Raw genomic sequence first — 13,075 nt, 5'->3', positions numbered from 1 at the left:
ATTCGTAATTCGTAATTGAAGAACAGAGTAGCTAATTTTAATTCGGAATTCTTCTTCAAATTGTTTACATTCCCTGTAATACTTGCCGAATAATATCTGATGGCACTTCGTCGGTAACTGTAACTACACCAATTTGCGTTGGTAAAACAAACCGCACTTTTCCTGCTTTGACTTTTTTATCTAGTTGCAACGCCTCAATAATTCCTTCAATATCCAACCCAGATGGTAACTGAGTCGGTAAACCTGTTTTTTGAATTAAAGCATTTTGACGTTCCGTGTCTTCCTTTTGCCACATTCCCAATTCGACGGCAATCTGACCGGCTGCTACCATACCAATAGCTACCGCTTCACCGTGATTCACTAAACGATAACCAGTTAAGCTTTCCACTGCATGACCGATTGTATGTCCATAGTTGAGAATTGCGCGTAATCCGCCTTCTTTCTCATCTTTGCCAACAACGTCAGCTTTGGCTTGGCAAGAGCGCGTTAATATGGTGTCTATTAGCTCAGGTTTTACATAGCGGAGTTGGTCAAGCCGTTTACTTGCTTCCAACTGGGCAAACAATTCAGCATCCCAAATTACACCGTACTTAATAACTTCAGCCATCCCTGCCCGAAACTCGCGCATCGGAAGGGTTTTTAACACATCTGGGTCAATCAAAACCAAGCGCGGCTGATGGAATGCCCCAATCAAGTTTTTACCGTGGGGATGATTCACGCCAGTTTTACCACCAATTGCCGAATCTACCATCGCCAAGAGAGTTGTAGGCACTTGGACAACATTAATACCCCGCAACCAGGTTGCGGCTGCAAAGCCAGTCATATCGCCAATCACACCTCCGCCCAAAGCCACCATTGTCGCAGAACGTTCTAGGCGGTTTTCCAAGGCTATATCGTAGAGTTTTTGGATGGAATTAAGGGTTTTGTAGCGTTCACCAGGCGGTAGGGTGCAGCTAGCGACTTCAAATCCCGCAGATGTCAGGGATGTAATTGCTCTTTCGCCATAATGCTTAAAAATCGTTGGATTAGAAACTAGCAGTACTTTCTTGCCTAGCTTCATATTGGCCATCTGTTGACCCAGTTGATCTAAACTCGAAGGTGCGTTAGCGCAGCTCAACGAAGTTATCGCAATCTCATAAGACTGCTCTGGTAAATTTACATTAATTAAAGAAGTCATTGCTCAACCCCAAACAAGCGCCCGTGGGCTGTATTCTATCGCAATCTGGGAGTGGGGGAGATGAGGCAGACAAGAATAACCATGCCCCAATGACAAATGACAAATGACAAATGACTAATAACTAATGATTCAATATATTTAGGAAGTATTGTGGAGAAAAATAAATGTTTGCAATTGCAGCTTACATCGGCTTTTTAGCTTTGTTCTTCGGTTTATCTGTCGGTCTGTTGTTCGGTCTGCGGACTGCCAAGATAATTTAACTAAGACTTTTGTGGGGCGGGCATCTAACCTGCCCTCAGTTTATCCGGGGATGGGTGTTTCACCCATCCCATAAGAAGATATTTATCCTACAACTGCTGGACTTGCTACCTTCTCCTGTCTTTGGGAAGGTGGACGCATCCCCAAACCAAGTAAATTGAGCATTTCTCGATCGCTATCGTAATCTGGACAGGGAGTTGTCACCGTCAGCATTTTGTTGTCGTCGCTAGAAAAGATAGAATTGGCTCCTGCCATAAAGCAGAAAGCTTGTTCAACTTGAGAAAGTCTAGCTCTACCAGCACTAAGACGCACATCGGAAGCTGGCATTAAAATTCTGGCTGTGGCAATCATCCGCACAATATCCCAAATGGGGACATCAGGCTGATTTTCTAAGGGTGTGCCCGGCACTTGTGAAAGAATATTAATTGGTACTGACTCTGGATGCGGATGTAAGTTTGCCAGAGTTTGTAACATTCCAACCCGGTCATCGACAGTTTCGCCTAAACCAAGGATACCGCCGGAGCATACGGTAACATTTGTCTGACGGACATTCTCGATTGTGTTTAAGCGATCGCTATAAGTTCTCGTGGTAATAATTGTGTTGTAATATTCCTGCGAGGTATCTAAGTTATGGTTGTAGGCGTAAAGTCCCGCTTCTTCCAATTTCCTAGCCTGATTTGCTGTCAACATACCCAGAGTGCAGCACACTTCTAAGCCCATTGCGGTTACATCCTTGACCATTTCCAGGACTTCCTCAAATTGTGAGTTATCCCGGACTTCGCGCCAAGCAGCACCCATGCAGATGCGACTAACACCAGTTTCTTTAGCTTTCTGGGCGATGTTAACAACGGTTTCCTTTTCTAGGAGTGCTTCCGCCTTTACTTCTGTTTTATAGCGCGAAGATTGGGCACAGTAGCTACAATCTTCTGGACAACCTCCCGTTTTAATGGATATAAGCTTACAAACTTGTATTTTTGTTGGGTCATGATATTGGCGATGCACGCTAGCAGCTTGATAAATAAGCTCTAGCAATGGCATATTGTATATCGCCCGAATCTCTAATTCCTGCCAATCGTAGCGTATTGCCACCACATCACTATCCTTCTTGTAGATTGGGTTGAATCTTGAGCTGTCTTTTGGTTGAATTTCCTGCGGTACAGCGTTTGGGCAAAGCGATTTTATCGAAGTTATGCCCCGCACTGTGCTTTATCACCCATTGGCTCTCAATCCTTGCGCTCTAGATATTAGACATCAGCTTATCAAGATTTTGGTGGAATGGCAGATTACCAGCAAAAATACTCACTCTGTCTGTTTTAAAGGGCATTGGGTAAAACAGTTCTAACTGCTGCTGCTAAACCGTAGGTATGAGAGAATTTATAAAATTTAGAGAATGTGCTGGGAAGAGATCCCGTCGATTATGATATCAGAACTGCCACTAATTACTAGCGATCGCCTATTATTACGAGCGGCGATTCATGAAGATATACCCCAAATTCTTAAATACTTCATTTATAACAAAACTTATCTCACCCCATTCTACCCTCTATGGGCTGATGGTTTTTTCACTGAAGAATATTGGCAATATCAGATAGAGAATAGTTTTCTCGAATTTATTAATGGGCAATCATTAAAGCTATTTATTTTTACCAAAAAAAATCCTACTGTAGTTATTGGAACCGTAAATTTTAGCAATTTTGTAAGAGGAGCCGCTCATTTTTGCTACGTGGGATATAGTCTTGCTGAAAGTAAACAAGGTAAAGGATATATGACAGAAGGGCTAAAAGCCGCCACTGAATATCTATTCCAAGAGTTAAATTTTCACCGAGTTATGGCTAATTATATGCCTCATAATCGGCGCAGTGGCAATGTCTTAAAAAGACTCGGATTTGTCATTGAAGGATACGCTAGAGACTATTTGTTAATTAATGGACAATGGGAAGATCATATTATGACAAGTCTTACAAATACTAATTGGCAAGCACCAAAATTTTAAACAGCTATTTTCTAGTAGTGTAGAGATACCGAGCTTATTAAAATAAGTTAAGTATCTCCGTATTATATTTATACACAGTTCATTAACATCATTGAGATATTAACTTACAATATCTACAAAATCATAGTAAATCCATAATAAATACACAACAACTCCACAAGCAAATGTAAGAGTAATATTTGTTCACCATCTGACTAATAAGACAAGGGGTGAATTTTTTTTAGATGATTGAGGAGTTTTTCAAAATGTCTATTAATTCTATAAAGCGTTTATCTGTATTTTCTACTATCTTCGCCTTTGCTACCATATTGCACGGAGTGGTTTTGGCAGCACCAGTTCTAACTTCTCCCACTACACCACCCTTAAAAACTCAGAATAGTCCTACCGCACACCAAAAAATCAAACTTACAAACCAACAGCGTCAACAAATACAAGTGGCTCGTCAGCAAAGAGATAAGGATATTGAGGCTTTATTAAACCCCTCTCAAGCCACTAAATTTAAGGCAGCACTACAATCCCGTCAGAGAATTAGAATAGTGTTAAAATCTTTGGATCTGAATCAAGATCAACAAAAACAGGTTCAATCAATTTTGCAAACTTATAACCAGCAAGTAAAACAAATTCTATCTCCACAGGCATCACAACCAACATCAAACTCAGTAGGAATTACTTCACCAACATCAAACCCAGTAGGAACTACTCAACCAGTATCGCAACCAATTAAAAAGTAAAAAATTCAGTTTGATTTAATTAAGGTTAAGTTTCCGAAGACTGGCGGATTTGATGCAAACTTCGGTTAAGCCAGTCTTCATACCAATCATAAAAACTTAAAGGCTGCCCCTGGTCGCTATTTGGATGAGAGTCATCAGGGTCGGTATCATGGAAAAAACTACAAAAATCCAAAGAAGCAGGATATATTCCATTATCATTAGTACGGTCATCTATCCAGATTTTTCCTGATTGCTCCCCGGTAATTACTAATATTGCATCAATTCCACAACCATAAGTTGTAATGGTGAGAGTACCCTGGATAAACTTATTGTCAAAATAAGCATCATTTCTATTGTTGATAATCAAATCTAAATCATTCCACGCTTCTGTTAAAGGAAATGATTTAGAGAGAATTTCGTACTTCTCTTGGTATAGTTTTTCTGCGGTTATATCTTCATATTGAATTCCTGATAGTCCAGATAAGCCGTATCCTGGCCCCGCACCACCATTGCCAATTTCTAACAGAAAGTTTTTATATTCACTTGGTAAACTGATATTGTATCTAGATTCAAAAACTTGAATATCTTTGTTACTCAAGCAAGGTTTTAATTGATATTGGTGTGATTCTGAGCCAAAAACCTCAAATGTAGCGTCTAAAATAGCTAATTGAGTTAATTTTTTCTTTAATTGCAAAACTTTATTCATTATGCGCTCTAGGTTTTGATGGTGGCGCTGCCATATTTTAGATATGGTCGCTTTTTGTGTCTATGCTGATGTTTCAGCCAGAGGTAGTATTAAGGGAAGAATGAATTAAGCTTTGCTCGTAATGACTCTGGCTGAAACTCCAAACTACAAAAATTCTAGCAATCCTCTTCTCTCCCTCAACTACGAAAGCGCCTTAGAATCTCTAGGTGATGACTACTATGATGAGGTGGCAGCAGCAGAATTTCCCCAACACCTCTTGCGTTGGCGTAACGATGCACTACTACCTCGTTTGGGTTTAGACCCTCAAGTAGTCAAAGACGAAGATTTCATTACAGCTTTTGGCCAGTTTCAGGGGCGCAAACCCTTGTTAGCACTACGTTACCACGGCTATCAATTTGGTGAATATAACGGACAGTTGGGTGATGGTAGAGGCTTTCTCTATGGACAAGTCCGCGCCACTGATGGCGAATTATACGATTTTGGTACAAAAGGCTCTGGGAGAACGCCCTACTCCCGTGGGGGCGATGGTATGCTCACGCTCAAAGGTGGGGTGCGGGAAGTTCTGGCTGCGGAAGCACTGCACCACTTGGGTGTACGTACCTCGCGCTGTTTGAGCATGATTGAAACAGGTTTACCCCTCTGGCGGGGCGATGAACCTTCACCTACCCGCTCATCTGTGATGATTAGAATGAGCAGTTCTCATATTCGGTTTGGCACTTTTGAGCGACTGCACTATTTTCAGCGTCCAGATTTAACTAAGAAGTTGTTAGACCACGTAATTGAGCAATATTATCGACACTTAAGCGCTGAACAAGATAAATATGTCTTGTTTTACGCAGAATTAGTGAAACGAGTTGCAGAACTAGTAGCGCAGTGGATGGCGGCTGGCTTTTGTCATGCAGTCCTAAATACTGACAATATGTCAATTACTGGAGAGAGTTTTGACTATGGCCCTTACGCGTTTATTCCGAGTTATAACCCATCCTTTATAGCTGCATATTTTGACTATTATGGACGCTATTGTTACGGTAATCAACCAAGTATTTGTAAGTTGAATTTACAAATGCTCCAAGAACCTTTAAAGGCGATTCTTGATAAAGACGAAATGGAAGCGGCATTAGAAAGGTTTGATGAATATTATCAAGCTGAATACAGTTCTTTGATGTTGAAAAAGTTAGGTTTTGTGGAACTGTCACACCCACAAGCTGCGGAACTGTTGAATCTAACGGTTGAATTCTTGAAAGATAGCCAAGTTGCTTATCACCAGTTTTTTTATGAGATGGCTCGGACTTTTTCATCCAAATGGCGAGATGAGCCAGGTTTTGTGATGAATAATTCGGATATTGTGCCAGTACCGGGTGCGTCGGGAATCTTTGATGATTGGTGCATACTATACCATAAAATCTTGAATGATTTTGATAGCGACCGCACCGATGTAATTGCTCAAACTCTAGCTGTTCATAATCCTAAAACGGTACTATTAAGACCTGTGATTGAGTCGACTTGGGAAGCAATTGCTCAAGAAGATAATTGGCAACCTTTTTATGAGTTAATCCAGGCGATTCAGTCTAGAAAATAGTAAAATCATCCCTATTTTCTTTTTAATCTAGACAGCTTGTTGAGATTATATCTGGTGTAATTTACACGACGAATAATCTAATAAGAGACGTTGCAATGCAACGTCTCTATAAAAATTTTTAACTAAATTGAATAGATATAGCAATCCGAGTTGAATTGAATTGCGAGAAAATACGTAGGTCAGTCATCAAATATAAAAGTAAAATTTTATTCAGCCTTGGTGATTAGAAATCACAGCTACACAGACTAAACTCCAAAGTTCTGATGTTCTAAAACTTACCTCAGAATTATTTTTGCTTGCGTGGGTTATTTTTTCATTCGGCGTAGGTGGACGATAGTTTATGTAGAAGCGAATTTTATTCACTTATTGGTTCCAAACTTCTCTATCGCATCTTAGAAAACCTTAAAAAAATGAATCAAATATACATATCTTATGCATGGAAAGATAACAAGAGTGAATTAGGTAGTCAACGCGAAGAATTAGTCGATAAAATTTGCACTGCACTTATTTCTGAACGGTACAACTTAATTCGCGATCGCAACTATTTAACGCTAGGTAAGAGTATACACGACTTCATGCAGGAAATCGGGCGCGGAAACTATGTAATTGTCGTCGTCAGCGACAAATATTTGCACTCTGAATACTGTATGTTTGAAGCTGTTGAAATCATGAAACGCAAGGATTATGAACAAAAAGTTTTTCCTGTAGTTTTACAGGATGCTAATGTTTATACAAAAGAAGGTAAGACTGAGTATATAAAATATTGGAAGCAACAGAGTGAAACACTAAAACAACTCATGGTTTCAGAACTATCTGCTCATGAAGATTCTGCAATGTATAATGTTGCTGAAAAAATTATGGAAATTTCCCAGAAAATTGATGAATTCATGTTTTTCATCTCGGATAAATTAAGCATTGATCCGTCTCAAAACTTTAATGTATTTATCAATCAGCTTACTGATGCTATTAAAAATGATGCTGTTAAACTCAGAAGCAAAAAGAGTATTTTAGTTGCAGGAACAGGATCTTTTGAAATTCCTAATGAAATTAATTGGTGCGCTCAACAACTTGGTGAAAGAATAGCAGAATATAACTATAACTTGATAACAGGTGGATGGGAAGGAGTAGATTATGTTGTCGCTGATAAGTTTGCCGAAAAAATCGCGCAAAAAGATATCCGCCTAACCGATAAGTTAACTCACGTTGTTCCGCGAGGCAAACAACCTGTATTTAAGGGTGGAAAAGTAGAATACACTGAGTCAGGTATTAATGAGTGGCTCGATTGTTTGCGACATTCAGATTTGGTGATTCTTGTGGGAGGCGTTGGTGGAACTTATGAAACTTATCTATATGCTAAACAAGAAAAAATTCCGGTGATTCCTATTGTATGTACTAATGGCGATGCCAAAAAAGTATTCGACGAAATGCTGGAAAATTGGGATAGTAAATTAATGGGAAATATCTCACCGGAAAAATTTAAGTCACTGAATCAATATATCAATGACCTTTCAACAGCAGAAGATGTAGTCAATGATGTTATGGATATAGTTAACGAAATTATTTTTGCAAAAACTATGCTAAATACTTAGGGTCAACTCATCTAATTTGGTATTTTGAAAGGCTGCTATCCCTTTTTGGCAAGTCATGTCAAACCCGGCTTGCATCCCACTCATAATAAAACTTTTTGCCAATTAAACCTCATCTATGTTAAAACATAGAGTTTTTAAAAGATATATTGATGTAGGTTGGGTGGAGTGAAACGTAACCCAACATTACCACCTTATTTATGTTGGGTTACGCGATCGCTGCACCCAACCTACAAAACTACAAAACTACGGTTCTCAAGGTAGACGAGGTTTATGTTCCCGGACGAGAGCGAATATGATCGGGTATATGATGACGATCGCCTAATATTTCTAACAAAGGGCCATTAACGTCAAATTTAACCATACTTACCGACGCGACCAAAATATTCACCCGATAGCGATAGCGTCCCAAATCAATTCCCAGTAAACTGCAAAGCATAATCCGAATCGTGGCTTTATGGGAAACTACTAAAACATTACCTTGGTGATGTTTTTCTTGAATTTCAGCAATTACAGGCATAGAACGGTTAGCAATATCTACCGCAGTTTCTCCACCTAGTGGTGCATTCCAAGCGGGTTCAGTCAACCATTTTACATAGTTTTCTGCGTAATTCTCTTGGGCAAACGATTTACTCTTCCTTTCCCATTCGCCGTAACTACCTTCTCTAAGTCCGTCACGCAACTGCATATCCATACCGATAGCATCACAAAATGGCTTGGCAGTTGCAATTGTGCGCTTCATCGGGCTAACATAAACAGCTTCCCACTTCAATTTGTGATAAACATCGGCAAAACCAGATGCCATCTGCATCCCCTCTGTTGTCAACTCTGCATCAGTTTCACCGCAGAAATTACCACTTTGACTAAAAGTAGTTTCTCCATGTCGCAGTAAATATAAATTGAGTGTCATAGCTTGTATCGCGATTGGATAAAGGAGTTGGTGCAAAAACAAAGTACCATCAATCTCGGAATCGATTATGTGACACCAGGACAAAGTAATCAACCAGAAAAGTCAATCCAACACAAATTTTGAAAAGTTCTACTTTTCTCTAACCCTCTGTGTATTTTCACTGCTAACTAAATTGCTGGGCATAAAACCGCGCGTAGCGATGCTCTAGGGCTAATAATTCTTCATGGGTTCCTGATTCGACAATTTGTCCCTGTTCGAGAACTAAAATACGATCGCACCGTCTCACGGTTGATAAGCGGTGAGCAATAATAAATACTGTGCGTTTTTGCATCAGTCTTTCTAGCGCTTCCTGTACCAGTGCTTCTGATTCAGAGTCTAATGCTGATGTCGCCTCATCAAGAATCAGGATTTGGGGATTGAGGAGAACTGCACGAGCGATCGCAATTCTTTGTCTTTGTCCTCCTGATAAGTTTACCCCACGTTCGCCCACCCAGGTCTGATAACCCTCTGGCAGTTGGCTAATGAACTGATGAGCATTAGCAATTTTCGCCGCCTCTTTAACTGCTTTTATGTCAAAAACATCTTGTCCAAAAGCGATATTTTGGGCAATTGTCCCCGAAAACATGATGGTTTCTTGCGGAACAATCCCAATTTGTCGCCGCAGACTATGCAGCTTCACATCTCGAATATCAACATCGTCAATGAAAATTTGACCAACTTCCGGGTCGTAAAAACGGGGGAGAAGATTGACAAATGTGGTTTTACCAGCACCAGAAGCACCCACAAGTGCGATCGCTTCACCTGGTGATACCAATAAACTGATATCTTTCAATACGGGTTCACCAGGCTTATAGGCAAAGGAAATATGACGATATTCTATTTTGCCTTTGACTGGGGGGAGAGCGATCGCATTTGTCTTTTCGATCACCGTCGGCTGAATTGCCATCAATTCAAAAACGCGGTCAACAGATGCTTCACCCTGCTTAAATTCGTTGTAGTTATTAGTAGTATGACCAATGGGATCAATTAACAGCGCCGCCGCCGCCAGATAACTGAAAAAATTCGCCACTGTTAAGTTATTCTGGGAAATTTGCCACGCTCCCACAATCAGTAACGATAACGCACTTAAGGCTTCCAGAAATCCCACAATGGGAATCTGAATCGCTTTCAGGCGTTCGGCTGAGTATTTAGCTTTGAGACTGCGTTCTGCTTCATGGCCAAAGCGAGCGATTTCGTAATTTTCGGCAGCAAAAGCCTGTACCAAACGAATACCGTTGAAAACTTCCGCGAGGATGGCTGATAAACCCGACACGCGATTTTGACTTTTTAAGGAATACTTGCGTAACCGTTCACCAAACCAGCCAACTAAAATACCCATCAACGGCGCGACTATCACCGTTGCTAATGTCAGTTGCCAATTCAGATAAATCATGTAAATCGGAATTGCCAACAACTGCAAAATGCAGGGGATAAAGTCGTGAAATCCTTTATTTACCACTTCTCCAATGCGGTCAACATCTTCGGTGAGGCGGTAAGATAAATCACCTGCTTTTGCAGTTTCAAAATAGCTGAGATTTAGTTTTTGCAGATGGGCGTAGACTTGCTGACGGAGATAAAAAGCAACTCTCAAAGAAGCTTTGGCCATGTACATATCTTGTATAGACTGAAACAAGCCTCTGACAAGAAAGACTAAGGCACAGCTGCCAGTTATTTGAGCGATCGCTACTACATTACCCTGTGCAAAGGGAATTGCCAATTTACCGGCAAGATTTATCAACACTAATGTCGCCAGCACGTATCCCAAGATACCAATGAGTCCCTTGGTGATGGTTTTCCACTGGAGTCGGATATAAGGCAGTAGTTGCCAGTAATTAGAACGCGTTTTCAAGCTCGAAAGTCCACAACGATATTTTTCCTTTGTTTGACGCTAGCAGCTTTTGGTGAGTTTCTGAACAGTTCACTAATTAGTTACAAACTGTTTTAGCGACTATGGCCAGTCATTAATGAAGCGATCGCCAAATATTTAGACCAACAAAAAGCCAAAGTTCAAGAAGCAATTGAACTGTTAAAAGAATATCGCACTGCCCTCATCACCAACGCCGTCACAGGTAAAATAGATGTGCGCCAAGTCCCCATACGCTAACCCCAGAACCCACTATGACACAAATCACCCTTTCCGATCTCCCCGCAACCATCCAAACCTTACTCAACCAAGCCCAAAAAACAGGCGAACCTCTCACTATTACCCAAAACGGTATCCCCTTCGCCATCATTTCCCCCATCAAGAAAAAATCCCTCCTGGAAACCCTTTCTACCCTTGAACCACTGGACGAAGACTTTGCCATAGAATTGATAAATTAATCAAACTTAACAATCTTAAAGAGGCTTAATTATGAAAACCGAACACGAACGCGAACAATTAATCAAAGCTATCAACGTACTGCTAAACCAAGCTTACGACAGTACCCTAGATGAAATTTATGTACTACTTCAAAAAATCGAAGATGAAGAGGACGAAAACGATTTAAGAGCCTATCATGCTGCTAAAAGTGATGTAGAAAATAATAGTCTTATCGCATGGAACGATATTAAAAAGGAAATCGCTAATGAAAGAAAAAAGGACGTAGCGTGACTTACGAAGTTAAATTTACCAAGGGTGCTAGAAAAATGTTTAAAAAACTATCTCAAGAATTACAAGATCGTATTCAAACCAAAATAGATGAGTTGGTTATAGAACCACGGCCCAATGGAGTTAAAAAGTTACAGGGTGAAGAAAACACATATCGAATTAGAGTAGGCGATTATCGAGTTATATACGATATTTTTGATGATATTTTATTGGTAAATGTTATAGATATCGGGCATCGTAGCAAGGTTTATAAAAATGAAAGTTGACAAACAAAAAAATATTAAAGCTATCGCCTACAGTGTATTCGCTACAAGTACTTAAACAAAATTAATTACACCCAATTTAGGCATGAAACCCTTGTCCAGACTAAAAATTGTGTGTAAATAATTCTGTGCGACTTGTTGTCGCTAGTGCGTTCTAAAAAATTAGCCCCCTCCTTACTTCTAAGGAAAGAGCTAAATTAATCTTCTTTAATTACGAATTACGAATTAATACCCGCCTTCTTCTTCGTATTCTGGCTGTCTTTCCTTAACTTTCTTAGGAATATTCACAGGCTTCGGCTCATCTTCCCAAGCATCACCTTCTACATCATCATAATCATCGTATTCGTCAACATAAGGCTTGCTATAAGGCTTGGCTTCATACTTTAGCGGCTGCGGTTGTTGATACCTGTCGTTGCCTGTTGCTTCACTCCAGTTATCTTCTTCCTCGTCTTCTTCGTATTGAATAGATTCATACTGCCGCGCCTTCATTACCTGACGCTGTGGCCTTTCTTCTTCCACATAGTCTTCATTCCATTCCTCTTCCCGCGCTACGGGCTCGGGGGCGCGAACTCTCTGCTTGGGTGGCTGCAATGGCACACCACTAGGGAGTTGATTACCTGGTGCAACTTGGCGTGGCGGAGTATAGCCGTATTCTTCTTCTGCATCCCTTTCCCACGGTGCTTTGCCGATACCCAAACGCTCTAGTAAACCAGTTGTCAACTGGTTCACCCGTTCTTCGGCTCCCTCAAACACAATCAACCGATTGGGGCCAGTACTGACAATTTCATCTACTGAGAACTCGTAAGTACTCAAAAATTGGTCGGGAATTTGGGGTAATCCTAAAGAAGCGATGACTATAGAGTTAAGCTTCCCGGTTTCACCGTTGAACTTGAAGCCCCGGACTTTGCCTAATACTTCACCTGTTTCTGTGATTACTTCCCAGTTAATCAGATTGCTGAGAGATTCAACTTCGATATCTTCTATTACATCTTCGTTATCAACTAAGATGACATCACCAATCTGGCTGATGTTGTTGAGGTACATGTAGCGCGGTATGCCCGAAATGGAGATCAGGCTGTCTCGCAAACCAAGAGCCACAACCTCTCGTTGATCAATATCAACCCATACTTGACTGATGATGCCTAGCCGCTTGCCGTTGTCGCGGGTAATCACCTGGGTGTTTAATATATCGGAACGTCTAATTATCTGTTCGGAGGTCATTCTATACCGAGTCCTGATCTCGAATCCGGTTTGTCTATACACT

14 protein-coding genes are annotated in these 13,075 nt (G+C 40.6%); 8 read left to right on the top strand and 6 right to left on the bottom strand.

The window, feature by feature from the left end:
- Positions 1-64: 64 nt before the first annotated feature.
- Positions 65-1,177, bottom strand: a complete 1,113-nt coding sequence (aroB, locus tag GJB62_RS14005) for a 3-dehydroquinate synthase (protein ID WP_114084521.1) — start codon at positions 1,175-1,177, stop codon at positions 65-67.
- 164 nt (positions 1,178-1,341) lie between these two features.
- Between aroB and GJB62_RS38010 the strand changes: the two genes are divergently transcribed.
- Positions 1,342-1,437, top strand: coding sequence for a cytochrome b6-f complex subunit PetL (locus GJB62_RS38010; RefSeq protein ID WP_094332720.1), 96 nt, complete (start codon positions 1,342-1,344; stop codon positions 1,435-1,437).
- An 82-nt stretch (positions 1,438-1,519) separates the two neighbouring features.
- Here the strand turns inward: GJB62_RS38010 and bioB are convergent, their stop codons facing one another.
- Entirely contained in the window at positions 1,520-2,527 is a 1,008-nt protein-coding gene (gene bioB, locus GJB62_RS13995) for a biotin synthase BioB (RefSeq protein WP_179073323.1), read from the bottom strand.
- 325 nt (positions 2,528-2,852) lie between these two features.
- Here bioB and GJB62_RS13990 point away from each other — a divergent pair, with 325 nt between their 5' ends.
- A complete protein-coding gene (locus tag GJB62_RS13990; protein WP_114084523.1) occupies positions 2,853-3,428 on the top strand; it encodes a GNAT family N-acetyltransferase in 576 nt (191 codons plus the stop codon).
- A gap of 245 nt (positions 3,429-3,673) precedes the next feature.
- Positions 3,674-4,159 (top strand): hypothetical protein, encoded by a 486-nt coding sequence (locus GJB62_RS13985; RefSeq protein ID WP_147262560.1) that lies wholly within the window; start codon positions 3,674-3,676, stop codon positions 4,157-4,159.
- Positions 4,160-4,184: 25 nt separating this feature from the next.
- Here GJB62_RS13985 and GJB62_RS13980 read toward each other — a convergent pair whose 3' ends face one another.
- On the bottom strand, positions 4,185-4,844 hold the full coding sequence (locus GJB62_RS13980) for an SMI1/KNR4 family protein (protein WP_114084525.1): 660 nt from the start codon (positions 4,842-4,844) through the stop codon (positions 4,185-4,187).
- A gap of 121 nt (positions 4,845-4,965) precedes the next feature.
- Between GJB62_RS13980 and GJB62_RS13975 the strand changes: the two genes are divergently transcribed.
- Together GJB62_RS13975 and GJB62_RS13970 are read left to right on the top strand one after the other, a co-directional pair.
- Complete coding sequence (locus tag GJB62_RS13975) at positions 4,966-6,423, top strand: YdiU family protein (protein WP_114084526.1); 1,458 nt, start codon at positions 4,966-4,968, stop codon at positions 6,421-6,423.
- 410 nt (positions 6,424-6,833) lie between these two features.
- Positions 6,834-8,012 (top strand): TIR domain-containing protein, encoded by a 1,179-nt coding sequence (locus GJB62_RS13970; protein WP_245246163.1) that lies wholly within the window; start codon positions 6,834-6,836, stop codon positions 8,010-8,012.
- 268 nt (positions 8,013-8,280) lie between these two features.
- Here the strand turns inward: GJB62_RS13970 and GJB62_RS13965 are convergent, their stop codons facing one another.
- Positions 8,281-8,919 (bottom strand): histidine phosphatase family protein, encoded by a 639-nt coding sequence (locus GJB62_RS13965; protein ID WP_114084528.1) that lies wholly within the window; start codon positions 8,917-8,919, stop codon positions 8,281-8,283.
- 163 nt (positions 8,920-9,082) lie between these two features.
- Positions 9,083-10,807, bottom strand: a complete 1,725-nt coding sequence (locus tag GJB62_RS13960) for an ABC transporter ATP-binding protein (protein WP_114084529.1) — start codon at positions 10,805-10,807, stop codon at positions 9,083-9,085.
- A gap of 269 nt (positions 10,808-11,076) precedes the next feature.
- Between GJB62_RS13960 and GJB62_RS13950 the strand changes: the two genes are divergently transcribed.
- The 3 genes from GJB62_RS13950 to GJB62_RS13940 are packed head-to-tail and all read left to right on the top strand — an operon-like array spanning position 11,077 to position 11,814.
- Complete coding sequence (locus tag GJB62_RS13950; RefSeq protein ID WP_114084530.1) at positions 11,077-11,280, top strand: type II toxin-antitoxin system Phd/YefM family antitoxin; 204 nt, start codon at positions 11,077-11,079, stop codon at positions 11,278-11,280.
- 31 nt (positions 11,281-11,311) lie between these two features.
- Positions 11,312-11,551 carry a hypothetical protein gene (locus GJB62_RS13945; protein WP_114084531.1) on the top strand — a complete coding sequence of 80 codons (240 nt, stop codon included), beginning with the start codon at positions 11,312-11,314 and terminating at the stop codon, positions 11,549-11,551.
- Positions 11,548-11,814, top strand: coding sequence for a type II toxin-antitoxin system RelE/ParE family toxin (locus tag GJB62_RS13940; RefSeq protein WP_114084532.1), 267 nt, complete (start codon positions 11,548-11,550; stop codon positions 11,812-11,814). The genes GJB62_RS13945 and GJB62_RS13940 overlap by 4 nt, the downstream gene beginning before the upstream one ends.
- A gap of 222 nt (positions 11,815-12,036) precedes the next feature.
- On the opposite strand, the gene GJB62_RS13935 is transcribed toward GJB62_RS13940, so the two are convergent.
- Entirely contained in the window at positions 12,037-13,032 is a 996-nt protein-coding gene (locus GJB62_RS13935) for a PRC-barrel domain-containing protein (protein WP_114084533.1), read from the bottom strand.
- Positions 13,033-13,075: the final 43 nt, after the last annotated feature.

The organism is Nostoc sp. ATCC 53789 (assembly GCF_009873495.1).
GTDB lineage: Bacteria > Cyanobacteriota > Cyanobacteriia > Cyanobacteriales > Nostocaceae > Nostoc > Nostoc muscorum_A.
The sequence above is the reverse complement of the archived record's forward strand: the minus strand, read 5'-3'. Positions and strand labels throughout refer to the sequence as shown.